The 23,952-nt window shown below is 72.1% G+C and carries 21 protein-coding genes; 7 read left to right on the top strand and 14 right to left on the bottom strand.

Annotated features, from left to right (window positions below):
* Positions 1-100 precede the first annotated feature (100 nt).
* Positions 101-1,645 carry a glycoside hydrolase family 32 protein gene (locus ACGFRF_RS00660; RefSeq protein ID WP_393735745.1) on the top strand — a complete coding sequence of 515 codons (1,545 nt, stop codon included), beginning with the start codon at positions 101-103 and terminating at the stop codon, positions 1,643-1,645.
* A 56-nt stretch (positions 1,646-1,701) separates the two neighbouring features.
* Positions 1,702-2,700, top strand: coding sequence for a TauD/TfdA dioxygenase family protein (locus tag ACGFRF_RS00655; protein WP_393735743.1), 999 nt, complete (start codon positions 1,702-1,704; stop codon positions 2,698-2,700).
* Positions 2,701-2,730: 30 nt separating this feature from the next.
* On the opposite strand, the gene ACGFRF_RS00650 is transcribed toward ACGFRF_RS00655, so the two are convergent.
* Together ACGFRF_RS00650 and ACGFRF_RS00645 are read right to left on the bottom strand one after the other, a co-directional pair.
* Positions 2,731-3,786, bottom strand: coding sequence for an LLM class flavin-dependent oxidoreductase (locus tag ACGFRF_RS00650; protein WP_393735741.1), 1,056 nt, complete (start codon positions 3,784-3,786; stop codon positions 2,731-2,733).
* Positions 3,787-3,878: 92 nt separating this feature from the next.
* On the bottom strand, positions 3,879-5,381 hold the full coding sequence (locus tag ACGFRF_RS00645; protein WP_393735739.1) for a metallophosphoesterase family protein: 1,503 nt from the start codon (positions 5,379-5,381) through the stop codon (positions 3,879-3,881).
* A gap of 149 nt (positions 5,382-5,530) precedes the next feature.
* Here ACGFRF_RS00645 and ACGFRF_RS00640 point away from each other — a divergent pair, with 149 nt between their 5' ends.
* The gene (locus ACGFRF_RS00640; RefSeq protein WP_393735737.1) at positions 5,531-5,743 is read left to right on the top strand and encodes a DUF1905 domain-containing protein; all 213 of its coding nucleotides are present in this window, start codon (positions 5,531-5,533) and stop codon (positions 5,741-5,743) included.
* A gap of 286 nt (positions 5,744-6,029) precedes the next feature.
* Complete coding sequence (locus ACGFRF_RS00635; RefSeq protein ID WP_393737079.1) at positions 6,030-8,348, top strand: M4 family metallopeptidase; 2,319 nt, start codon at positions 6,030-6,032, stop codon at positions 8,346-8,348.
* 53 nt (positions 8,349-8,401) lie between these two features.
* Here ACGFRF_RS00635 and ACGFRF_RS00630 read toward each other — a convergent pair whose 3' ends face one another.
* From ACGFRF_RS00630 to ACGFRF_RS00610, 5 genes are all read right to left on the bottom strand, one after another.
* The gene (locus tag ACGFRF_RS00630; RefSeq protein ID WP_393735735.1) at positions 8,402-9,601 is read right to left on the bottom strand and encodes a glycoside hydrolase family 64 protein; all 1,200 of its coding nucleotides are present in this window, start codon (positions 9,599-9,601) and stop codon (positions 8,402-8,404) included.
* 174 nt (positions 9,602-9,775) lie between these two features.
* A complete protein-coding gene (locus ACGFRF_RS00625) occupies positions 9,776-10,531 on the bottom strand; it encodes a dienelactone hydrolase family protein (protein ID WP_393735733.1) in 756 nt (251 codons plus the stop codon).
* Between the two features lie 130 nt (positions 10,532-10,661).
* Positions 10,662-11,282: an L-threonylcarbamoyladenylate synthase gene (locus tag ACGFRF_RS00620; RefSeq protein ID WP_393735731.1), complete on the bottom strand. Its 621-nt coding sequence runs from the start codon at positions 11,280-11,282 to the stop codon at positions 10,662-10,664.
* A 619-nt stretch (positions 11,283-11,901) separates the two neighbouring features.
* Positions 11,902-13,143, bottom strand: a complete 1,242-nt coding sequence (locus ACGFRF_RS00615; protein WP_393735729.1) for a serine hydrolase domain-containing protein — start codon at positions 13,141-13,143, stop codon at positions 11,902-11,904.
* 401 nt (positions 13,144-13,544) lie between these two features.
* Positions 13,545-14,012, bottom strand: a complete 468-nt coding sequence (locus ACGFRF_RS00610) for a hypothetical protein (protein ID WP_393735727.1) — start codon at positions 14,010-14,012, stop codon at positions 13,545-13,547.
* A gap of 341 nt (positions 14,013-14,353) precedes the next feature.
* Between ACGFRF_RS00610 and ACGFRF_RS00605 the strand changes: the two genes are divergently transcribed.
* Both ACGFRF_RS00605 and ACGFRF_RS00600 read left to right on the top strand, forming a co-directional pair.
* Positions 14,354-15,703, top strand: coding sequence for a transaminase (locus ACGFRF_RS00605; RefSeq protein WP_393735725.1), 1,350 nt, complete (start codon positions 14,354-14,356; stop codon positions 15,701-15,703).
* 39 nt (positions 15,704-15,742) lie between these two features.
* Positions 15,743-16,183: an Lrp/AsnC family transcriptional regulator gene (locus ACGFRF_RS00600; RefSeq protein WP_393735723.1), complete on the top strand. Its 441-nt coding sequence runs from the start codon at positions 15,743-15,745 to the stop codon at positions 16,181-16,183.
* 61 nt (positions 16,184-16,244) lie between these two features.
* On the opposite strand, the gene ACGFRF_RS00595 is transcribed toward ACGFRF_RS00600, so the two are convergent.
* A complete protein-coding gene (locus ACGFRF_RS00595) occupies positions 16,245-17,351 on the bottom strand; it encodes a PP2C family protein-serine/threonine phosphatase (protein WP_393735721.1) in 1,107 nt (368 codons plus the stop codon).
* A 243-nt stretch (positions 17,352-17,594) separates the two neighbouring features.
* Between ACGFRF_RS00595 and ACGFRF_RS00590 the strand changes: the two genes are divergently transcribed.
* The gene (locus ACGFRF_RS00590) at positions 17,595-18,512 is read left to right on the top strand and encodes a GNAT family N-acetyltransferase (protein WP_393735719.1); all 918 of its coding nucleotides are present in this window, start codon (positions 17,595-17,597) and stop codon (positions 18,510-18,512) included.
* Positions 18,513-18,643: 131 nt separating this feature from the next.
* On the opposite strand, the gene ACGFRF_RS00585 is transcribed toward ACGFRF_RS00590, so the two are convergent.
* From ACGFRF_RS00585 to ACGFRF_RS00560, 6 genes are all read right to left on the bottom strand, one after another.
* The gene (locus tag ACGFRF_RS00585) at positions 18,644-19,531 is read right to left on the bottom strand and encodes a Gfo/Idh/MocA family protein (protein WP_393735717.1); all 888 of its coding nucleotides are present in this window, start codon (positions 19,529-19,531) and stop codon (positions 18,644-18,646) included.
* Between the two features lie 34 nt (positions 19,532-19,565).
* Positions 19,566-20,549: an ATP-grasp ribosomal peptide maturase gene (tgmB, locus tag ACGFRF_RS00580; RefSeq protein WP_393735715.1), complete on the bottom strand. Its 984-nt coding sequence runs from the start codon at positions 20,547-20,549 to the stop codon at positions 19,566-19,568.
* A gap of 17 nt (positions 20,550-20,566) precedes the next feature.
* Complete coding sequence (tgmA, locus tag ACGFRF_RS00575) at positions 20,567-20,758, bottom strand: putative ATP-grasp-modified RiPP (protein ID WP_020938095.1); 192 nt, start codon at positions 20,756-20,758, stop codon at positions 20,567-20,569.
* 158 nt (positions 20,759-20,916) lie between these two features.
* A complete protein-coding gene (locus tag ACGFRF_RS00570; protein ID WP_393737078.1) occupies positions 20,917-21,753 on the bottom strand; it encodes a fructosamine kinase family protein in 837 nt (278 codons plus the stop codon).
* 214 nt (positions 21,754-21,967) lie between these two features.
* A complete protein-coding gene (locus ACGFRF_RS00565; RefSeq protein ID WP_393735713.1) occupies positions 21,968-22,846 on the bottom strand; it encodes a hypothetical protein in 879 nt (292 codons plus the stop codon).
* Between the two features lie 104 nt (positions 22,847-22,950).
* Positions 22,951-23,949 carry a hypothetical protein gene (locus ACGFRF_RS00560; RefSeq protein WP_393735711.1) on the bottom strand — a complete coding sequence of 333 codons (999 nt, stop codon included), beginning with the start codon at positions 23,947-23,949 and terminating at the stop codon, positions 22,951-22,953.
* Between the last annotated feature and the right edge of the window lie 3 nt (positions 23,950-23,952).

Genomic DNA, 23,952 nt, shown 5'->3' with positions numbered 1-23,952 from the left:
AGCGCGTCACAGCGCTGTCAAGGTGCGGGAACGCTTGACCTTTAACGAGTTAGGTCTACAGTCCTGGTGCCATGATTCGTCACGAGAGGGGCGATGCGTGATGCGTGGCCTGTCCAGAAGAGCCCTGTTCGCCACATCCGCCGCCGGAGCCGGCGCCGCGCTGCTGCCCGCGGCCCCCGCCGGCGCCAGGCCGAAGGCGCCACGGGTGTGCGCCGGTTACCGTGCCGGGTACCACTTCACGGTCCCCGACCAGTGGAAGAACGATCCCCAGCGCCCGGTCTGGATCGACGGCGAGTACCACTACTACTACCTCTACAACGCCGACTACCTCGCCGGAGAGGTGGGCACCGCCTGGCGCCTGGCCACCAGCGCCGACCTGGTCTCCTTCACGGACCGGGGCATCGCCGTACCCAAGGACACCACGGTCAACGGCGACGTCTGGTCGGGCTCGGCGGTGGTGGACACCCGGAACACGGCGGGCTTCGGCGCGGGCGCGGTGATCGCCCTCGTCACCATGTCACCCGGCGGCGGCACCGACCACCAGGAGCAGTTCCTGTACTACTCCACCGACGGCGGGCGCTCCTTCGCTCCCCACGGCACCGATCCCGTTCTCGCCAACCCGGGGGTGGCCGACTTCCGCGACCCCAAGGTGATCCGCGACGACGACCGCGACCGCTGGGTGATGGCGCTCGCCGAGCGCAACAAGATCGGCTTCTACCACTCGGCCGACCTCAAGTCCTGGACGTACACGGGCGGTTTCGTCAAGGACGGCATCGGCGTCCTGGAGTGCCCCGACCTGTTCCGCATCACCGCCGACGACGGCACCGCACGGTGGGTGCTGGGCGCGAGCGCGGACGGCACCGGCTCCGGACAGCCCGCCACCTACGCCTACTGGACCGGCTCCTTCGACGGCAGCGCGTTCACCGCCGACTCCGCGGACCCGCAGTGGCTCGACCATGGCTGGGACTGGTACGCGGCGGTCACCTTCGAGAAGCGTGGGCCGGACGGAGCGGTGGACCCCGCCACGCGGTACGCCCTCGGCTGGCTGAACAACTGGGCCTACGCCCACACCACACCCACCATCGACGCCGACGGGTTCAACGGCACCGACTCCGTGGTCCGCGAGATCACTCTGAAGAAGACTCCCTCCGGCGGCTACCACCTCGCCTCGCGTCCGATCACCGCACTCGACGCCTACGTCTCCCGCACGGTGCGCCTCGGCGACCTGACCGTCGACGGCACCCGCCTCCTCGACCACACCGGCATCTCCTACGAGCTGACCACGGAGATCACCTGGGACCGACTCACCGGCGCCGGAGTCCAGTTGCGCCGCTCACCCGACGGCGTACGGCACATCGACGCCGGGATCTACGGCGACTACGCCTTCCTCAACCGGCGGGGCACCGTCAACCCGGACGCCGGCGGGAGCCGCCAGGAGAGCCACAGCCCGTTCGACCGGTCCGCCGGCCGGGTGCGGCTGCGCATCCTCGTGGACCGCACGTCCGTCGAGATGTTCGTGGACGACGGCCGGTACGTGCACTCCACGTCGGTGTTCCCCTATCTGGTCGACAACCGGCTGGCGCTGTTCTCCGTCGACGGCACGGCCGTGTTCCGGAACACGGTCATACGGGAGTTCGCCGTCTGAGGCCGGGGAGTGCCACGATCTCTCCGGAGCCGGTACGGACGAGCATCGGAGCACGCATGACGACACACAGGGCCACCGCCGGTCACACGGAGCGGACCGAGGGCGCGGAGGCGAAGCCGGTCCCGGGCGTGGAGGTGAGGCCGGTCGCCGGGCACATCGGGGCCGAGATCACCGGTGTCGACCTCGCCGGGCCGCTCGACGACGCCGTGGTGGCCCTGATCCGGCAGGCCGTGCTGCGCTGGAAGGTGGTGTTCTTCCGCGGGCAGGAGCTGGACCACGCCGGGCATGTCGCCTTCGCCCGCCGGTTCGGGGAACCGGTCGTCCTCGGCCGGCGGGGCAGCGCCTCGCCGGCCGGCTTCCCGGAGGTGGAGACCACCGCCGACCGGCTGGAGCTGGGCGGCCGGTTCGGCATGGAGCACGAGGAGTGGTTGCAGCGGCGCCGGCACACCCTGCTGCGCGGCTGGCACTGCGACCACGGCGCCCGGATCGACCCGCCGGCCGCGACCGTCCTGCGCGCGGAGACCGTCCCGCCCTACGGCGGTGACACGACCTGGGCCAACCTGGCCGCCGCCTACGCCGGGCTGTCGGCGCCGGTCCGCGCCTTCGTGGACGGGCTGCGCGCCGAGCACCGGCTCGGCGTCGGCTACCAGCCGCGGCCCGGCGACGACGCGTACCTCCGTCACCTCCTGGACCACCAGGTCGCCTCCGTGCATCCGCTGGTGCGGGTGCACCCGGAGACGGGCGAGCGGGTGCTGTTCGTCAACGGCTACTACCTCGAGCAGATCGTGGACGTCTCCCGCCCGGAGAGCGCGGCGCTGCTGGAGATGCTGCTGGAGCAGGCGGTCCGCCCCGAGTACACGGTCCGCTTCCGCTGGGAGCCCGGCAGCGTCGCCTTCTGGGACAACCGGGCCACCATCCACCTCGCCCCCAGCGACAACGCCCACCTCGGCTTCCCCCGGATCATGCACCGGGTGATGCTCGCCGGGGACGTGCCCGTGGGCGTGGACGGGAGGCCGTCCGAACCGGTCACGGGGACTGAGGCGGGCCGCTGGTGATCGCACGCGGGCGGCCGTCCGGAATGGTGGTCAGCCCGCCGGCCGCCAGCCCAGCGCCGGGCCCAGCTTCGTGGCGATGTCGGTCAGGATCTGCACGTAGTCCTCGTGCGCGAAGGTGAACGGCAGCGCGAACGCCACCTCGTCGATCTCGCGGAAGGCGGCGTGCGCGTGCAGCCGTTCGGCGATCTCCTCCGAGGTGCCGACCAGGTCCGGCGCGAACAGCAGCCGCGCCGGTCCCTGCGGGGAGGCCGTACGGGGCAGGCGCTGCGCCGCGTAGTCCGCGTACTTGGCCCGCTGCTCCGGCGTCGCCGAGTCGGTGGGGATCACCACCAGGCCCTGGGAGACCCGGGCCGCCTCGCCGTCGGGGTGGTGGGCCCGGAACTTTCGGATGTGGGACAGCTGGATCTCGGCGAAGTCCGGCGGCGTCTCGTCGCCCTCGGCTTTGACGACACTGCTGGTCAGGAAGTTCATGCCGTGCTCGCCCGCCCAGCGTGCCGAGCGGAGGCTGCCGCCGCCGTACCACAGCCGCCGGCCGAGGCCGGGGGAGTGCGGTTGGACGATGTCCGAGGTGTATTCCATCTGCGGCTGCCGCCGCGTGGGTCCGACGCCCTCGACCCCGCCGAGGCCGGTGGCCGGCTTGCCGCGCACCAGGTCCAGCAGCCGCCGCACCCGCTCGTGACTGAAGTCCTCGGCGTCGGCGGTGTCCGGGTAGAGAGCGCCCTTGACGTGCTCGTAGTGCAGGGGCGGACCCACGCTGACGCCCGGGTTCAGCCGGCCGCCGGACAGGACGTCGACGGTCGCCAGATCCTCGGCGAGCCGCAGCGGGTTCTCCCAGCCCAGCGGTGTCACGGCGGTGCCCAGCTCGATACGGCGGGTGCGCTGCGAGGCGGCGGCGAGTACCGCGACCGGGGACGAGATGCCGTGCTGCAGATGCCGGTGGCGGACCCAGGCGCTGTCGAGACCGAGCCGCTCGCCCAGCTCGATGATCTCCAGCGTGGACTCGTGGCCCCGGGCCGGGTCCGCCGCGTCGAACAGGCCGATCGTGAGGAAGCCCAGCTTGCGCAGGGGGCGTGGGGTGGACGGCACGGACTCCTCCAGCGGTCGTACATCGGTTCTGCCGCGATTGTGGCAGGCGAGTGTGACAACCGTGTGATCGGTTACGTGCGGTCGGCAGCGGCCTAGTGGAGCGGGATGGTCACCTCGTCCTCGACCGGCGGGTCGAGTTCCTGCGGGCGGTTGCCGGTCGCGGCGAAGCAGCGCAGCCGGACCGTCTCCGCCGTCACGTCCAGACGCAGGAAGCACTTGAAGAACGGCGGGCTGTAGGTGGTGGAGGACGGCGAGAACAACTGGGTGTAGATCTTCCGTACCGGCAGCCGGAAGCGGGAGGCGCGCTCGGGGCGGCGTCCGGTGCCGAGGAGTCCGGCGACCAGGCGGGTGCGCCGGGTGACCCGGGCGTCGGGGCCCGGCGCGCGGCCCGGCTCGATGCCGAGACGTTCCATGACGACCGCGGTCGCCTCGGCCTCGGTCAGGGTGAAGAAGCGGCGCAGCCGCAGCCGGCGGCCGTAGAGGCGGCTGTAGAAGGCCAGCGAGTCGCCGCGCAGCGGATAGCAGCGGAACTCGCGCTCGGTGACACCGGCGACCGACACCCGCGGGATGGTGTGCGTGGCGTGCATGAACGCGCCGCCGCCGCCCGCGACCACGTACTGGATCGTGCGGCCGTCCACGTCCACCGGGTACCGCTGGTAGTTGTGGATGTCACCGCCGATCGCGGCCACGTAGTGGTGCTCCGGGGCCCGGACGATGTCGTCCACGGTGCCGCCGCCCTCGATGGGGCAGGGGTGGTGCTCGCCGTCCACGTACAGCGGTGCCCCGGTGATGAGGATCTTGGGCTTCGGCCCCCGGGACACCTCGCGCAGCCAGGCGCCCTGTTCGGCGTCGACCGTGCCCAGCAGGCCGGTGTCGATGCCGACGATCCGGACCGGCCCGGCGTCGATCGCCCAGTACGGTCCGGGCTGTTCCGCCTGTTGGGCCGGGGCTGATCGCAACGTCCGTGCCGCCGCGAGGCGTTGCTCGTCCGTGGGGCCCGGCCGGTGCCACAGCAGGCCCCGCCACCAGGCGCGGGTGAGCGGGCGGGGCCGAGGCTCGGGCTCGAGCGGCGGGGTGTCGGCGCAGAAGACGCGCATGAAGGCGCCGAGGTCCTCGTACCAGTCGTGGTTGCCCGGTATCGCGTATATCGGCGCCGGATAGTCCTGGTACGGCCGGAAGAACTTGTCACCGTAGTCGTCGGCTCTGCCCACCGGATAGATGACGTCGCTCGCGATCACCGCGAACTCGGTGTCCTGACCCACCCTCAGAAGGCCCGGCACGACGGCGTACTGGGAGGCGTCGCCCTCTCCGGTGTCCCCGATGACCATGAAGGAGAACCGGTCCGGGACCTCTCGCCGGACCACCTTGTCGGTGGGCGCCCCCGCCGCCTCCCGCCGCGCGACCCAACGGCTGCGGGTACGGCCGGTGGGATCACCGAACCAGGACGCCAGCACGCCGTTGCGGGCGGCCCACAGGATCCTCGGGTTCAGCCACGACAACTTCTCGACGTGGTCCGGCATCAGCTGCTGGTAGGCACCGCGTTCGGCGGCGCCCCAGCCGGCGCCCTGTGCGGTATCGCGTGAGGAGTCAGACACGCGGTGCACCGTAACAACGCGCGGGCCAGGGACGGGATGCGGGTCCCGCTCACGCCGACCCCGCTGCCCGCCGGGGCCGTTCGCAGCGGTCGGCCCGACCATCACCCGGTCGTCCCCGGACCGCTCTTCCCCGGGAACGGAGCGGATCCGTGGAACTCGCCTTCGCCGGCCGGGGGATCGAGTGGCGGTTCGGTGGAGGCCGGAGCGGCGGGACCGCCTTCACCGCCTCGCTCGTCCCCGGAAACGGCGGACACCTGCTGCCCCTCAGGGCCGCGGTACGCACCCCACAGGGCCCCTCGGCGGACCACGAGGTGACCGCGCAGATCCCGCACCGCCCAGGCGCAGAGGTGTCCGCGGCATAGGGAAAACCCTCGAATGAACCCAGCCGACTGACATGTTCGAGTCAAAGCTGTAATTCTTCCCCCGCACACCGCACCTCGATGGTGTGCGCACGCATCACGGTCCCGCACAGCTCAGCTCACCCGGGCAGCAGACCCGTCTGCCCGGTCTGTCACCGGCCGCGACCCGGCGGCCGCAGCAGGAGGAGTACGAGTGACACGCTCTCCCCACAGACCCCTTCCCCACAGAGGTCGCCGGGCCACGGTCGGAGCCGCCCTGGTCTCCGCCGCGGCCTTCCTCGCCGTCGGCATGCAGGCGGTCCCCGCGACCGCCACGCCGGCCGCCCCCCACCCCAGCCCGCTGCGCACCGGCGGCCTGGAGGCCAAGCTCAACCCGGCGCAGCACCAGGCGCTGATCAAGAGCGCCCAGCAGACGACCGCCGCGACCGCCCGCACGCTCGGGCTCGGCGCGAAGGAGAAGCTGGTCGTCAAGGATGTCGTCAAGGACAACGACGGCACCGTGCACACGCGGTACGAGCGCACGTACGCCGGCCTCCCCGTCCTCGGCGGCGACCTCGTCGTGCACACCCCGCCCGCCTCGTTGGCCGCGGGAACCGTGAGCACCACGTACAACAACAAGCACCGGATCAAGGTCGCCTCCACCACCGCGACCTTCACCAAGTCGGCCGCCGAGACCAAGGCCCTCGCAACCGCGCGGTCCCTGGACGCCGAGAAGCCCGCCACCGACAGCGCACGCAAGGTGATCTGGGCCGGCACCGGCACCCCGAAGCTCGCCTGGGAGACGGTGATCGGCGGCTTCCAGGACGACGGCACGCCCAGCCGGCTGCACGTCGTCACCGACGCCACCACCGGCAAGGAGCTGCACCGGTACCAGGCGATCCAGACCGGCACCGGCAACACCCAGTACAGCGGTGCCGTCACCCTGAACACCACGCTGTCGGGCTCGACGTACCAGCTCTACGACACCACCCGCGGCGGTCACAAGACCTACAGCCTCAACCGGGGCACCTCCGGCACCGGCACCCTGATGACCGACGCCGACGACGTCTGGGGTGACGGGACCGGCTCCAACACCCAGACGGCCGGCGCCGACGCGGCCTACGGCGCGCAGGAGACCTGGGACTTCTACAAGAACACCTTCGGGCGCAGCGGCATCCGCAACGACGGCGTCGCCGCCTACAGCCGCGTCCACTACAGCAGCGGGTACGTCAACGCCTTCTGGGACGACAGCTGCTTCTGCATGACCTACGGCGACGGCTCGGGCAACACCCACGCCCTGACCTCGCTGGACGTGGCCGGCCACGAGATGAGCCACGGCGTCACCTCCAACACCGCCGGTCTCGAGTACAGCGGTGAGTCGGGCGGGTTGAACGAGGCGACCTCCGACATCTTCGGCACGGGCGTGGAGTTCTACGCGAACAACTCCAAGGACGTCGGTGACTACCTCATCGGCGAGAAGATCGACATCAACGGCGACGGCTCGCCGCTGCGGTACATGGACAAGCCGAGCAAGGACGGCGGTTCCGCCGACAGCTGGTACTCCGGAGTCGGCAACCTCGACGTGCACTACTCCTCGGGCCCGGCGAACCACATGTTCTACCTGCTCTCCGAGGGCAGCGGCACCAAGGTCATCAACGGCGTGACCTACAACAGCCCCACCTCCGACGGCGTCGCCGTCACCGGCATCGGCCGGGCCGCCGCCCTGCAGATCTGGTACAAGGCGCTGACGACGTACATGACGTCCAGCACCAACTACGCCGGCGCCCGCACCGCCGCCCTCAACGCGGCCGCCGCCCTGTACGGCACCAACTCCACGCAGTACGCCGGGGTGGGCAACGCCTTCGCCGGCATCAACGTCGGCGGCCACATCAACCCGCCGAGCAACGGGGTGACGGTCACCAACCCGGGCAGCCAGTCCTCGACCGTCGGCACGGCCGTGAGCCTGCAGATCCGGGCGAGCAGCACCAACAGCGGCGCGCTGACGTACAGCGCCTCCGGTCTGCCGTCGGGCCTGTCGATCAACAGCTCCACCGGCCTGATCACCGGTACGCCCACCGCGGCGGGCACCTCCAGCACCACCGTCACGGTGACCGACTCGACCGGCGCGACCGGCACCGCGACCTTCACCTGGACGGTCAGTACCGGCGGAGGCGGCGGGTGCACCTCGGCCCAGTTGCTGAGCAACCCCGGCTTCGAGTCCGGCAGCACCGGCTGGACCGCGACCAGCGGTGTCATCACCACGGACAGCGGTGAGGCGTCCCACGGCGGTTCCTACAAGGCCTGGCTCGACGGCTACGGCAGCACGCACACCGACACGCTGTCCCAGTCGGTGACGATCCCCGCGGGCTGCAAGGCGACCCTGACCTTCTACCTGCACATCGACACCGCGGAGACCGGCACCACCCAGTACGACAAGCTGACGGTGACCGCCGGTTCGAAGACCCTCGCGACCTACTCGAACGTCAACGCGGCCTCCGGCTACAGCCAGAAGTCCTTCGACCTGTCCTCGCTGGCGGGTTCGACGGTCACGTTGAAGTTCAACGGCGTGGAGGACTCCTCGCTGCAGACCAGCTTCGTCGCGGACGACACGGCCCTGACGACGAGCTGAACCGTACGGCCGCGGTCCCGCACCCTGCTGTCCGGGTGCGGGACCGTGCCGTGTCAGCTCAGCGGATCCAGCGTCAGGTACGCCTGCTGCGGGCTGCCGTCATGGACCAGCGACTCCTGGTGGCCGACGTCGTCGAAGGCGAACGCGTACGCCTTCCCGTCGGCCATCTGCGCGTGGACCTTGCGGGCGTAGTGGTTGGTCACCGCGTCCTGGTAGAAGTTCGCCGACGTGGTGTCCGGCTGGCCGGGGTTGGTCAGCAGCGTCGAGCGGTTGAAACCGGCGCACAGCGTCCGGGAGATGGGGCCGCGGACGTTGTCGTTGGGTGCGTCCAGCAGCTTGTGACAGCCGAAGATGCTGGAGGCGTCCGGCTTCTGGAAGCTGGTGACGACCGCGCCTGAGGAGTTGGTGAAGTTCATGACGTTGCCCGACACCCGGCCGTAGTACTTGGTGTTCGGCTGGTCGGCGAACGGCGTGACGGTCAGTGTCGACGTCGAGTACTTCTGCCAGACCCGGTTGACGTAGTCGTCCATCACGTTCGCCGGCAGCGCACCGGTCTCCACGCCGTACAGCGGGGACAGGGCACGCAGCACGGTGCCGTCGGAACGCGTCTGGATCAGGTTGGCCCAGCCGCCCGGCTGCCCGCGCAGGGCGTTGAAGAAGCCGGTGTAGCCACCGGACTTGAGGTGCCCGGTACTGCTGACACTGCCGTCGGCCCGCTGCACGCCGACCGCGTACGGCGCCGAGAACATGTCCACCTGGGTGCTGTTGAGCCACAGCCCGGAGTCGTTGAGCGTGTACTCCGACCAGTTGAAGAGGATGTCCCGGTTGGGGTCGGACGGGTTCTGCACGGCCGGCTGCACCAGCCCGCCGGTGGTCAGCCTGAAGTCGAGCTTGCGGCCGTAGGAGAAGTAGATCCGGCCGGAGAACTTCGGTATGCGGATCGTCGTCGACTGTCCGGCGGCCGGTCCGGGAATCGCCGCGTCCGGAGCGGGAGTCGGGGGGTTCCCGCCGGCCGGCCAGGCGTGGAAGGTGCCGCTCGCATCGGCCCAGCCCTGCCGTCCCGAGGACAGCTGGGTGCCGAGGTCGTAGACGTAGACGGGCTCGGAACGGCCCGAATTGTTGGTGATCTTCAGTGGGATGGTGTCCGGGACGGCGGCATCGGCGCGGTCCGTCGCGCCGAGCGCGAGCAGTCCGCCGACCAGGGCCGCCGCGGCCGCCAGGGGCAGCGCGGGGCGTGTGAGCCGATGAGGCACTCTCCACCTCCGTGTGGGGTCGGGGTCGTACGGACGTTGGTCCGTACCTGTTCTGAGAGCGCTCTCAGATTCATGCCAGGATGCGTCCATGTCAATGAGTCGGACGGGATCGGTCCGGCGCCCCCGTGCGGCGGACGCCGTGAGCCGGTGTCAGTAGGGTGCGGGCAGCCGATGTCAGAAGGTGCGCTCGAGCAGGTCGAGCAGGGCCGACCAGTGCCGCTCGTCGGCTTCGCGCCGGTAGGCGGTCGTGTCCGCCTGCGTGTAGCCGTGGGGAGCACCCGCGTAGACCTCGCAGGTGTGCCGGACCCCGGCGGCGGACAGGGCCTCCTCGAAGCGCGCGACCTGCTCCGGGGGCAGCGACGGATCGTCGTCGGCGTGCCCGAAGTACAGCTCCGCGGTGATGGCCGGGGCGCCCAGGTGCGGGCTGCCCGGATCGTCGGTGGCAAGACGCCCGCCGTGGAACCCGGCCGCCGCCGCGACCCGGTCCGGGTGGGCGGCCGCCGTCCACAGGACGAGCCGGGCGCCCATGCAGTAGCCGGTGAGCGCGACCGGGCCGTCGGCCGCGAGCGGGCTGCCGGCCAGCCAGCGCAGATAGGCGCCCGCGTCCCGCTCGGCCAGTTCCGGCGTCAGCGAGGACACGACCGGGCCGAGCCGTTCCCAGAGGGACGGGTCCGCGCCCGGGTCGATGAACCCGGGCAGATCCACGACCGGGGCCCGGCCGAGGCGGTAGAACACGTTCGGCACCAGCACCGTGTAACCAGCGCCGGCCAGCCGGTCGGCCATCGACCTCAGGTGCGGGCGCAGGCCGTAGGCGTCCTGGTAGAACAGCACGGCCGGACGGGGGCGCCCGTCGGCGGGGTGGGCGAGGTAGGCATCGGCGACGCCGTCCTCGGTGGGGATGTCGACGGCGGATCCCTGGACATCGGACATGGTGGGAAGGCCCTCCCTCAAGGAACCGTTCGGGAAACGGGCGTCGGTCGGCAACGGCCGCCGCGACGCCGTGACTACCGCCCATGCTGTCACGCGAGATCCCGAACGCCGCATCCGGTGGGCCGCGTCCTCACTCGAAGCGGCTGGTGTCTCCCGCACCCCGCCGGACGATCTCCGCCTCGCCGCCGGAGAAGTCCACCACCGTCGTCGGCTCCGTCCCGCAGTCGCCGGAGTCGACCACCGCGTCCACCGCGTGGTCGAGCCGGTCCTTGATCTCCCAGCCCTGGGTCAGCGGCTCCTCCTCGTCCGGCAGGAGCAGCGTGCTGGACAGCAGCGGCTCGCCCAGCTCTGCCAGCAGTGCCTGGGTGACCACGTGGTCGGGGATGCGCACACCCACCGTCTTCTTCTTCGGGTGCAGCAGCTTGCGCGGCACCTCGCGGGTGGCCGGAAGGATGAAGGTGTAGCTGCCGGGCGTGGAGGCCTTCACGGCCCGGAACACGTCGTTGTCCACCCGCACGAACTGGCCGAGCTGTGCGAAGTCCCGGCACATCAGCGTGAAGTGGTGCCGGTCGTCGAGCCGGCGGATGGAACGGATCCGGTCCATGCCGTCCCGGCTGCCCAGGCGGCAGCCCAGCGCGTAACAGGAGTCGGTCGGGTATGCGATGAGCGCCCCCGAGCGCACCGCGTCGGCGATCTGGGCGATGCTGCGCGGCTGCGGGTTCTCAGGATGCACGTCGAAGTACTTCGCCATCCGCCGAGCTTATGCCGTCGCCGGGCGTGGTGCGCGCAGGCCCGGCGTGCGGCCGTCCGCGCCCGATCGGTGCGTCCTCGCCGCCCTTCGGTGCCTTCCGGAATCGCCGTGTGTACCGCGTCGGTTCCGGGGCATCCGAACGGTGAACCGCCCGGGGCCTTCCCCCCGCTCCGGGCGCGGCGTCTCCGCCGGCGGCCCACCCCCCCAGGCCGCCGGCGGAGCCATGTCCGTCCGACCGGGGCGCGGGCCGCGCTGCGTCGTGCTGGCCGTGGCCCGTACCGCCCCCTTCGACCGGCACACCGCCGACGTCCTCGGTCACACCGCCGCAGTGCTGGAACTGCTCCTGCGGGAAAGGGAGCTGGCCGACACCGGTCACCGGCTGCGGCGGGTCACGTCCGACCTGCGGGTGGCGATCCTGCAACTGCTCATGGTGGAGGACACCGCCTCCGCCCGCCGGGTCGCCGCAGGACTGTGGCCCGGACTGCTGGAGGAAGACACCGCCCGTGTGTACGTCGTCGGAGTGCGACACCGTCGGCCGCGACCGGCTCGCCGACGCCTGTGTGGACGCTCCGCGGGGCACGACCGGAACGGGGGACCGGTCGCGGCCCCGCGCCCTCCCTCACCTGGCCGCAGGCTCGGCCGGCAGGTCGAAGACGTGCCGTGGGGAGATGATCCGCGTGATCGCCCGGCCGAACAGGGTGCTGGGTTCCTCGCCGTCGTGGTCGATGTCGGTGTTGAGGAGCACCACGATGCTGGTTCGCGTCGACGGGAGGTAGATGGTCAGGGACTCGTACCCCGGCAGGGACCCGTTGTGGCCGAGCCACCCCTGGACGTCGAAGATGCCCAGCCCGTACCCGGCGCCCGGGATCGGCGTCGCCGGGGTGATGAGCCGCTGCCGCTGCGTGTCGGGGCTGAGCATCCGCCTTCTGTCCGGCAGTTCGCCGGTGGCGACGGTCCGCGCCCAGATGCGCAGGTCGTCCAGTGTCGAGACCATCGCTCCGGCGGCCCAGGCCCAGGAGGGGTTCCAGCCGGCCGTTTCGGTGACCTTGCCGTCGGCCGTCTGGTCGGTGTAGCCCTGCGCGTGCGGCTCGGGGAACTCGCTGCCCGTCGGGAAGAGCGTGTTCCTCATGCCGGCCGGGTCGAGGATGTGCTGTTTGATGTAGTCCCCGAGCTGCTGACCGCTCTCCTTCTCCACCACCAGGCCGAGCAGGATCAGGTTCGTGTTGGAGTAGGAGAACTTCTGCCCCGGCTCGAAGAGCACCGGGTGCTTGAAGGCGTAGCCGAGCAACTGCCGCGGGGTGAAGGGGCGTTGCGGATCGGAGGTGAGCGCCTTGAAGAAGTCCTCGTCCTCGGAGTAGTTGAACAGCCCGCTGCGCATGCCGGCCAGCTGGCGCAGCGTGATCCGGTGGCCGTTCGGGACGCCGTCGACGTACTTGCCGATCGGATCGTCCAGGCCGACCGCTCCCTGGTCCACCAGTTGCAGCAGCGCGGTCACGGTGAACGTCTTGGTCTCGCTGCCGATGCGCGTGTAGAGGTCCGGCGCCATCTTCCGGCCGCTCGCCTCGTCGGCGACACCGAACGAGCGGACGTAACCCGCCTGCCCCGGCGTCCAGATGCCGACGGTCACGCCGGGCACGTTCGCCTCGCGCACCACCCGCTGCACGGATGCGTCGAGTTGGCGTGCCACGCCGGGGGTGAGGGCGCGGACGTCCGACTCCGAGGGCGACGGGCTGGGCGTCCCGGCGGCGAACACTGCCGGTACGGAGGCCGGTACGGCACCCGCTCCGAGCGGCGCCAGCAACGTTCCCGCCGTCACGGCGACCACGGCCCCCCTGCGCAGACGTGCGAATGGATGCGGCATGGGCTGACTCCAAGCACGTGGGACGCAACCGTGCGATGAGCGGGACGCCGGCGCCCGGCCTTCCAGCATAGGAGTGCCCGCCCCACCGCGCCCGTCGTAACCCAGGGCCTCGGACGGCGGGCGAGACGGCCCGGCGGGATGCCCGTCCTACGGGCGGAACGCATGGGCCATCGCCGAAGGCGACGCGGAACGCGCCCTTTACTCGGCTCGCGGAAGCACGACACGCGCCGGGCGGATCACACGCGCCCGGTGGACCGGACCCGGGAGCCGATCCACGCCCGGCTCGTCGCGCAGTGGCGGGCGCGGGGGCGGACCGTCCCCAGCGGACCGGACCTGCTGGGGAACCCCCTTCCCCGGGCTCGCCCTGCGTGCGCGAGCCGAGCCCCAGCGCACGTGATCGGCTACCGCCCGTGCAGCGGCGCCAGGACGGCCAGGGTGCCGTTGGCCTGCCGCAGCGCTTCCTCCAGGGTGCCCGGCGAGTGCAGCGCACCGGTGCCGTCGGGCGGCACGAGCCACTCCAGGGAGCGGGCGGGCCGGTACGGCGGTGGTACGGCGACCCAGGACCCCTTGCCGGCGTACCGCAGGCCGGAGCCCACCCAGCCCCCGGACGGATCCGGCGGCAGGAAGAACCCCACCCGGCCCGCCGCGGTGTCCACCAGGGTCGGGCCCGGGACCGGCAGCGAGGGCCGCCACAGCAGGTCCAGGGTGAGCAGGCCCAGCCGCTCGGGAACGCTCAGCATGTCCCAGAAGCGACCCGCCTCCAGCAGCGCGATGCCCTCCCCACGGTCCCACTCCCGTTTGCAGGCGCGCGGATCGGCCGCCGCCGCGGCCAGCCACTCCACGCCCCGCATCCACATCGTGTTCGTCATGCACTGCTCCGGGTTTTCTCGCTCGCCTGCTCTGGGCGCAGGGAACGGCTGCGACCGGGCACTTCGTGCACCTGCACCCCAACCCGGCATATGCATGCTCGTAGATATTTCTACATGGCGGAAGGGGTGGCGCGGCCTGGCGTTTAAGGGCAGACGTTCGAACTCCGCTTGCCGGTACGTCAGTCGAGACAGGGGGATGCGTCCCCCTTCCGGTTGCCGTGCGCCGCTGTCGCGATCGATTCCATCGTGCAGGCAATCGATCCATGCGTAATCCCTTGAAGTAGTCGCTGTTCCAGTCGTAGGGTCACGATATTCGTCATCGTCCCGCAGCGAGGTACTCCATGGACCGCACGCGTCTGCACGCCCTTCTGGCCCGCGAGAGCGCCGAGGCCGAACGCCGCAACCCGCGCTCGCGGGCGGCGTACGCGCGGGCCGACCACCTCTTCGGCCGGGTGCCGATGACCTGGATGAACAAGACGGCCGGAGCCTTCCCCCGCTACCTGGCCGGGGCCCGCGGCGCCCGGGTCACGGACGTGGACGGCCACGAGTACATCGACTTCTGCCTCGGGGACACCGGTGCCATGGCCGGTCACTCGCCGGCCCCGGTCACCGAGGCGGTGCAGCGGCGGTACGCCGAACTGGGCGGGGCCACCGCCATGCTGCCCACGGAAGACGCCGAATGGGTCGGCGCCGAGCTGACCCGCCGCTTCGGCCTGGCCCGCTGGAGCTTCTCGCTCACCGCGACCGACGCCAACCGCTGGGCGATCCGGCTCGCCCGGGCCGTCACCGGCCGACCGAAGATCCTGGTGAACAGCTACTGCTACCACGGCAGCGTGGACGAGTCGCTGATCGTCGTCGGTCCGGACGGCGCGGGCACCGCACGCCCCGGCAACGTCGGCGCGCCCTGCGACGTGACGCTGACCAGCCGGGTCGCCGAGTTCAACGACCTGGCCGCACTGGAGCGCGAGCTGGCCCACGGGGACGTCGCCGCCGTCCTCATGGAGCCCGCCCTCACCAACATCGGCATCGTGCTGCCGGAGCCCGGCTACCTGGCCGGCGTCCGCGAGCTGACCCGCAGCTCCGGCACCCTGCTCATCAACGACGAGACCCACACCTTCTCCGCCGGCCCCGGCGGCTGCACGGCCGCGTGGGACCTCGAGCCCGACCTGCTGACCATCGGCAAGGCGATCGGCGGCGGCATCCCGGCCGGCGCGTACGGGCTCTCCGCCGAGCTGGCCGAGCGGCTGCTGGCCCGCACCGACCTCGACCTGGTCGACATGGGCGGCGTCGGCGGCACCCTGGCCGGCAACGCGCTGTCGGTCGCCGCCACCCGGGCCACCCTGGAGCACGTCCTCACCGACGACGCCTTCGCCCGGATGGCCACGCTCTCCGAGCGCTTCGAGGAGGGGGTCCGGGCCGGTATCCAGGCGCACGGACTGCCCTGGTCCGTCAGCAGACTCGGCGCCCGTACCGAGTACCGTTTCACCTCCCCGGCGCCGCGCACCGGCACCGAGTCCGCAGCCGCCTCCGACGAGGAGCTGGAGGACTTCCTCCACCTCTACCTCGCCAACCGGGGGATCCTGCTGACCCCGTTCCACAACATGGCGCTCATGTGCCCCGACACCACCGAGCAGGACGTCGACACCCACACCGGGGTCTTCGCCGCCGCCCTCGCCGAACTGATCGGCTGAAGGCACGCGGTCGGCCCGAGCCGGAACGAAAGGAAACCCGTGGACGAGATCGACCGGGCCATCCTGCGCGAGCTGCAGACCGACGGCCGGATCGCCTACGCCGACCTAGGGCCGAAGGTCGGCCTGTCCGCCTCGGCGGCCCGGCAGCGACTGCAGCGCCTGCTGGACTCCAGGACCGTCCAGGTGGTCGGCGTCACCGACCCGATGGCCATGGGCGGGCAGGCGATGGCCCTGCTCGGCATCGGCGTGGACGGCGATCCCCGGATCGTCGCCGACGCGCTCGCCGAACGCCCCGAGGTCGTCTACTCAGTGCTGACCTCGGGCGGATTCGATCTGTTCGCCGAGGTGGTGGCCTCCGGCCCGAAGGCCCTGCTGGACTTCGTCAACGACGTGGTCCGCCCCCTCGACGGCGTCCGCGAGATCCAGTCCTTCCCGTACTTCGGCATCCACACCCACCGCTTCCTGTGGGACGTGGGCTGACGGGGGACCGGCGCTGCGGGAGCGGGACGAGGGGCCTTGTCGGCCTGTGGATTCCGCGAGATCAGACGACCGGCGGCTCGGGCGTCAGCACCAGCATCGTGGCGTCGTCCCGGACCTCGTGGCCCAGCCGTAGCAGATCCGCCCACACCGCGCCGGGCAGCTCGGCGGAGGCCGTGCCGGTCAGGGAGGCCAGCCGCTCGGTCAGCGGATAGAAGGCGCCGACGGCGTTCCTGGCCTCCCACAGGCCGTCGGAGGCCAGGAACAGCCGATCGCCCGGACCGAGCGCCACGGTGATCTCCTTCGGCGGATCGAGGCCCACCAGTCCGAGCCCCAGCGGCGGGCCGGGCGCCACGGTCAGCTCGAGGGCCTGGCCCTCGCGCAGCAGGACGGGGGCCGGATGCCCGCAGGCCACCACCCGCACCGCACGCGTGTCGGGCGAGAACTCCAGCAGCAGCCCGGTGGCGAACAGCTCCGCGTGCCGCACGCCCGCCGAGTCGACCCCCAGTCTGCGGTCCATCCGGGCCACCACCGACTCAAGATCCGGCTGGTCAAGCGCCGCTTCCCGGAACGCCCCCAGCAGCGACACCACCGTGGCGACCGCCGACAACCCGTGCCCCTGGACGTCGCCCATCACCGCCCGTACCCCGCACGGCCCCGGCCGCACGTCGAAGAAGTCGCCGCCCACCAGCGTCCCGTCCTGCGCGGCCCGGTAGAAGCCCGTGCAGCCGACGCCTCCGACCCGCTCCGGCAGCGGCGGCATGACCGCCCGCTGCACGGCCTCGCCGATCGACCGCTCCATGTTCAGCTGGGCGTCCCGGTGGCTGCGCACGAAGGACACGAACACACTCAGCACGGCCACGAAGACGATGGTGAGCAGATCGGTGTTGCCAGGGCTGTTCAGATGGGTGGCGGGAAGATTCAGCACCACGACCACGCCCACGCCGAGGACCGCGGTCGCCAGCGGGCCGTAGGACAGGACCGCCAGCGGCGGAATCGCCCCCAGCAGGAACCCGAGATCGCGCGCGTGCGCGGTGACCAGCGTCGCCGCGGTCACCCCCGCGAGCAGCAGCACGGGCAGCACCCGGATCCACCACGGCGGCGGCGCGCCCCGCAACCAGCCCCGATCCTCCCGGCGTCCACGCGACGCCCAGCCGCGCACCGATCCCACGTGACCACGCTACGCCGCCGCCCACGACGGGGCCTCCTCCCGGCCGGGCCCCCCGCGGGGGGCCGCCGAAAAAGCGGTGGACGCCCGAGCTCGGCCCGCATACTGTCTGAACCGCACGCCCGAGACCGACGGAAGGAGGCGAGTGTCATGGCCACTGTCATCCAGCGCTCCCCTCTCCCCGTCGCCCGGGTGTGCCACGCCTGACCGGGAGCGCGCCCACGCAAGCCGCATCCCGGAGGATCCGTGACCGACCTGGTCATCCGCACGCTCGACGAGAGCAGTGCGCACCTTTTCGACACCATGCCCGACCCGCTGGGCTTCCGCGAGAAGCACCGGCAGACCCGATACCGCCCCGACTGGCAGCGCATCGCCCTGCGCGACGGCCGCACCGTGGCCCGCGCCGCCTGGTGGGGCCGGCCCGAGGACGCCGAGCCACTCGTGATCAACTGGTTCGACGTCGCCGAGGGCGAGGAGTCCGCCGGCGCCGAACTCCTGCGGACCGCGCCCTGGGATTGCGACGAACTCGAACTCGACATGCCCCCCGGCTGGCGCGACGACCCGCGGCTGCGCGCGGCCGCGGACACCCGGGCGGCCGCCGCGCGCACCGCCGGCTACGAACCGCTGGTGGAGCGCTTCCTCTACCGTTGGACCGCGGACCGCGGCCTGCCCGAGCGGCCCGGACGCCTCGTCTTCGACGCCGAACCGGACGACGCCGTCTTCCTCGACCTGCTGCGCCGCATCCACTCCGGCACCCTGGACGCCCACGCCCGCCGGGCCGTCGAACAGGGCGGAGTGGACCAGGCCGCGCAGGAGGAGCTCGACATCTTCCACTGGATGCCGTCACCGCGCGCCTGGTGGCAGATCGCCCGCACACCCGAGGGCGAACCGGTCGGCATCCACATCCCCGCCCGCAATCCCGCCGGACCGTGCATCGCCTTCATCGGCGTGGTGCCCGAGCAGCGCGGCCACGGCTACGCCTACGACCTGCTCGTCGAGTGCACCCACTTCCTGGCCGAACACGGCGCCGAGTTCATCGCCGCCGCCACCGACCGGGGCAACGTTCCGATGGCCGCGCACTTCGCCAAGGTGGGCTACCCGGTCGTACGGGAACGCGTCAACTACTGGGCCGTCCCCGCCGACGCCGCCGTCGCCGCCGGGTGACGTGCTGACGATGCGGTGACCGACGGCGGAGCGCACAGCGGTCGAGCGCCGGGGTCCGTGCCCCGACGCTCGACCGGGCGGAAGGCGCCGTCGGCTGTGCCGGAGGCGCCGTCGGCTGATCCGGGCGGTGCCTAGTCCGCGCCGCCCGCCAGCCGGGCCTCCGCCGTCGAAAGGATCTCGGTGACGCGCAGGCCGAACGCGGCGTCGCAGCCGTGCGGGCGGCCGGTGCGGGCGGCCGTCACCAGGGCATCGGTGGCGCGGGTGAGCGCGGGGACCGCTCCCTCGGAGCTTGCCGGCAGCAGCGACACCCCCGCCTCGCCCCGCAGTTCCACATCGGCCCCGGCCGCCGCGGGCGGGGCCGTCAGGCTCAGCGTGAGGGTGCTCGACGCGCCGGTGGTGTGGTCGAGGACCAGATGGACGGTGTCCGCTGGACCGTACGCGGCCGCCATGACCTGGCGTACGTCACCGAGCACCGGCAGCAGCACCGACAGGGCGTGCGGGCCGACGTCCCACAGCGCGCCCTTCTCCCGCCGCCACGGCGAGGCCGCGAACGGACTGTCGGTCGTGAACACCGCCCCCAGCCACTGCGCCCGCGCCGTGAACCAGCCCGAGACGGCCGCCTGTTCCTCGATCCATGCCTCCGGCTCCTTCTGGAAGCGGGCGGTGAAGAAGACCACCGAGGCCACCCCGGCGCGCTCCACCGCCTCCGCGACGGCCCGCCCCTCGGCGACCGACACCGCCAGCGGCTTGTCCAGCAGCAGATGGCGGCCCGCCCGTGCCGCGCGCACGGCCAACTCCGCCTGCACGGACGGCGGCAGGGCCACTGCCACGGCGTCCACGTCGGCCAGCAGCGCGTCCACGTCGGCATAGGCGGCGACGCCGTACTGCTCAGCCAGTTCGGTGGCCGCCTCCGGCCGCCGCCCCCACACACCGGCGAACTCCACGCCGGTGTGCCCGGCGAGGGCGGGAGCGTACGCCGCCCGCGCCCAAGGGCCGGTTCCCAGCAGTCCTATGCGCATGTCGCGTTCCTTTCTCCGAGCCGTTCCCCGCACCTCAAGATGGTGCGCTCCGATCGCCCTCCGCACACGTTCCGCCCGTGTCCCCCCGCCCGGCGAGCCACTTGGCGATCGTGGCGGCGATCGGCTGGCCGGTGTCCATCTCGACGAACCCGAACTGGCCGGACTGGTTGCATTCCAGGAACCACCAGATCCCGTCCGCGTCCTCCGCGAAGTCGAAGGCACCGTAAGCCAGTTCCGCGTCACTCAGGTAGCGCAGCACACCCTCGGCGATCCGCGGGGGCACCTCCGCGGGCAGCCAGGGGGAGACCGACGGGGCGAAGCGGACGTCCACGTCGTCCGGATGGGCCTGCGGGTCGGCGGGCTTGCGCGCGGCCAGCAGCGTGCCACCGACGACGGTGAGCCGGATGTCGGCCCGCTTGGCGACCCGCCGCTGCAACAGCGTCGGACCGAAGGCCACCGCCGCGAAGTCGGCGTCCGGGGCGACCCGGCTGGTCGGCACCGCACGCGGCGGCTCCTGCGGATGCGCCCCGGAGACCGGCTTGACCACCAGGTCCGGAAAGCGTTCCGCGAACTCCCGGGCCGCCTGCGGGAACGTCGTGATCAGCGTGGCCGGCACGGGCAGTCCGCTGCGCTGGGCGAGGTGCAGCTGCCAGGGCTTGTGGCGGGCGCGGCGGGCGGCGTCCGGATGGTTCATCCAGCGCGCGTCGGTGGCGCGCAGCATGCCGTACAGCGCCTGCGACGACTCCTCCGTCAGCCAGGCGGACGGCTGGGCCGCGCGGGCGGCCGCGTCCCCGGGCCTGCGGACCCAGATGGAGCGCAGGCCGTTCATGCTCACCAGGCGCCCACCGACGGACAGATGGCCGCGGCAGGCGCCTCGCACGTACTCGCCCGACAGCGCCACCCCGTTGGTGAGATCGGCGGGATCGAGCCGGACGACGGGCACGCCGGCCTCGCCCAGCCGGAGGACCACCATGTCCGCCGTCACGTCCTCTTCACTGGTCAGGATGAGCACGGTCATCTTCCAGGGCCCGTGGTTCAGTCGTCGAAGTGCGTCTTGGAGCCGGCGGTCGACGTCGTCGTTCCGAGCGCTCTCAGGGTCGCGTGGTCGGTGGCGGCGATCCGCCCGTCCGGGAGGACGTTCAACTGCAGTCCGGAGTCGTACGCGTACGGCGTGGTGACGTCCAACTGCACTGCGGGGCGCGCGTAGTTGAGCGTGAACGGTTGCATGGTCTCTCCCTGATTCGGCTTTCACGTCCTTATACGAATCGAACGGGTGATTGGTTTCCTTACTCTCCGTAACCATGGCTGGGGAGGCGATCCCGGCGGTGAGGGAGTGCCGGATGTCACAGTCGACGACACGCGGGGGAGCGGAGGGTGGCGCAGGGTCACCTCGCGAGCGCGTCCCGCGCCGCCGCCAGGGCCTGTTCCGCGTACCCGCGCCCGAACAGCACCGCGTGCACCAGCAGCGGGAAGAGCTGGTGCACCCCGACCCGGTCCCGCCAGCCGTCGGCCAGGGGCGCCGCCTCCTCGTACCCGGCGAGCACCCGGTCCAGGTGCGGGCAGCCGAACAACCGGAGCATGGCCAGGTCGGTCTCCCGGTGTCCGCCGTGCGCGGCCGGGTCGATGAGCCGGACCTCGCCGTCGGCGCCCCAGAGCACGTTTCCGTTCCACAGGTCGCCGTGCAGCCGCGCGGGCCGCTCGGCGGGCCCCGCCAGTTCGGGCAGCCGTGCGCAGACCCGCTCGAACACGGCCGCCTCGGCCGGGCGGAGCGTGCCGCGGTCGACCGCGCCGCGCACATACGGCAGCACGCGGTGCTCGGCGTACCAGCCGGGCCAGTCAATCCCCGGCGTGTTGCGCATCGGGGCGAGGCCGATGTACGCGTCCTCGGGTCCGCCGGGCGGCGGCGCCCCGAAGTGGGGCGCACCGGCGGCGTGCAGCGCGGCCAGCGCCTGGCCGAAAAGCAACGCCGCCTCGGGGTCGGGATGCCCGGTCGGCACCCGCTCGGTCACCATCCAGCGCTCGTCGTGCCCGAGCACCGCCGGCACCGCGACCGCGTCCGCCGCGGCCAGCCAGCGCAGCCCGGCCACCTCGGCGCGCACGGCCCCGGGAGCGTCACCACGCTTGACCATCACCGGCGTCCCGCCGTCCAGCGTCACTTCGGCGGGTCGGCCGGACGCCGCCCGGGCATCGGTGACCGCGCGTCCGGTGAGCCGGGACGCCACCTGTCCTGGATCCTCGTCTCGGTTGACCACGGCCCAAGAGTACGGCCCGCAACAAGGGCTCATCGTCGGCCGCTTCAACCATTCCTACGGCTGTTTCCAGTCAAACCCCGCCGCATGCGAGCCCCCGGTTCGGCCGGACCGGTTGCCCGCGGTGTGCTCGGTGGCGGCCGGGTGCGAATCCCGGTTGGGCCGGGCCGAGTTGTCCGCGGTGGTCTCAGTGGCCGGTGGGGAACGAGGCTCGGGTCAGACCCACCGGGTTGCCGGGCGGCAGGAGGTGCGCGGTCTCGACGGTGTGGGCCAGTGGTTCCAGCAACTGGGCCAGGCGGGCGGTGCGGTCGGCGCCGAGTGCGGTCCAGGGACCTTCGGCCGCCGCGTCGGTCAGCGCCTCCACCTCGCCGCGCAGCTCCGCACCGGCCGAGGTGAGCGACCCGTCCGCCGCGAGCCGGCCGCGCTCCCGCTGCCGCGCCTCGGCCGCCGTCCAGTCCGCCTGCTCCCACTTCCGCGTCTGGCGCAGAAACGGCCCGTCGCACTCGCCGGACGCCGCCTTGAGCACCATGGCGTCGACGGGCCCGAGCCCCTGGCTCACCAGCACCGCGACATGCCCGTCCCCCCGGTGCTCGCGCAGAGTGGTGAGGGCCTGCCACAGGCGCGCGGTGGGCCGCTCCGGACGCTCCAGCGCCTGGTTGGCGGCGGCCGGCACCCGGCCCGTGGTGTCCGCGGCCGCCGCGGCCTGCCAAGCCAGGTCCGCGGCCTCGGCGAACCCGGCCGAGCCGACGACGTCCGGCCCGAACAGGCGGGTCATCGCCGCGTCCATGGCCGCCAGGCGCGCCGCCAGTACCTCCTCCGGAGCCGCGTACCCCCAGGCGTCCGGCAGCGCCCGGGCCACCCGGCCAGGGTGGAAGACGTAGAAAGAGGCGGTCACCACGGACGGCGAGACCGCGCCGAGCGGCGCGGCCCGCAGCGCGAAGTACCCCATCCAGAAACCGCGCATGCCGAGCGCGTCCGCCGCCCGGCGCGCCTCCGGTGTGAAATACACGAGATCGTGCACCGGCTCGTACCGCTCCCACAGGGCCCGCGCCCTTGCGTCCGCCACCGCTTCCTCCCACCGCGTCGGCCTGCCGTGCTGCGGGCACCAGCCTGCGTTATGACGGCGGTCATAACAAGAGGGGGCGCGAGGGGACCGATGCGCGTCGAGGTCTACCGGGGGAGCGCCTGGACGCGTCCGAGAGCGTTGCCGATCAGCTCCGTGAACCACACCCCGCGGTCGGGACCCGTCGTCAGACGGAAGGGCACCTTGTCCGCGCCGCCCGGCACCGGGAAGGTGGCGACCCTGCCGTTCGCGGAGATCCTGCCGATGCGGCCGGACTGATCGGTGTACCAGATCCTGCCGTCGGGCCCACGGGTGATGCCGCTCGGGAGACTGTCCGGATCGGGTAGTGCGAACCGGGTGACCCGGCCGGTCGAGGAGATGCGGTCGACCGAGTTCGAGCCGGACGCGGTGATCCACATCCCGCCCGGCCCGGCGGCGATGTCGTCGGGGAAGTCGGAGTCCCCGGGCAGCCGGAACTCGGTGATCCGTCCGGAGGTGGTGATCCGCCCGATCTTCCCGGAGCCCAGTTCGGTGAACCACAGGGCGCCGTCCCCGCCCGCCGCGATGGAGTACGGGTAGGCGTTCGGGGTGGGCACCGGATACTCCGAGAACCGTCCCGAGGTCGTGACGCGGCCGATCTTGTTGCCGTTCGCCTCGGTGAACCACAGGGCCCTGTCGGGACCGGGCGCGATCCCGGACGGGCCGCTGTCGGCGGTCGGGATCCGGAACTCGGCGAGCCGGCCGGAGGTGGTGATGCGGCCGATCCGCCCGGCGGTGACTTCGGTGAACCACAGGGCCCGGTCCGGTCCCTGGGTGATCTCGGTCGGACCGGTGTCCGGCCCCGAGGTCGGGAAGTCGGTGACGGTGCCGTCGACCGCCATCCGTCCGATCCGCCCGGCACCGCTCTCCGCGAACCACAGCGCGTGGTCCGGCCCGGAGGTGATTCCGGCGGGGCCGCTGTCGGCCCTGGTGGTGATCGGATACTCCGTCACGTCTCCCACGTCGGCCCGGGCCGGTCCGACCGCGGCCGTCATGGCGATCAGAGCGCCGACGGACGCCGTGACCAGTCGGCGGCCACTTCGTCTGAGCAGGGTGGTTTCGAGCATGGG

The organism is Streptomyces sp. NPDC048521, from assembly GCF_043199855.1.
GTDB lineage: Bacteria > Actinomycetota > Actinomycetes > Streptomycetales > Streptomycetaceae > Streptomyces.
Note: the sequence above shows the minus strand (reverse complement) of the source record. Positions and strands in the feature narration are given on the sequence as shown.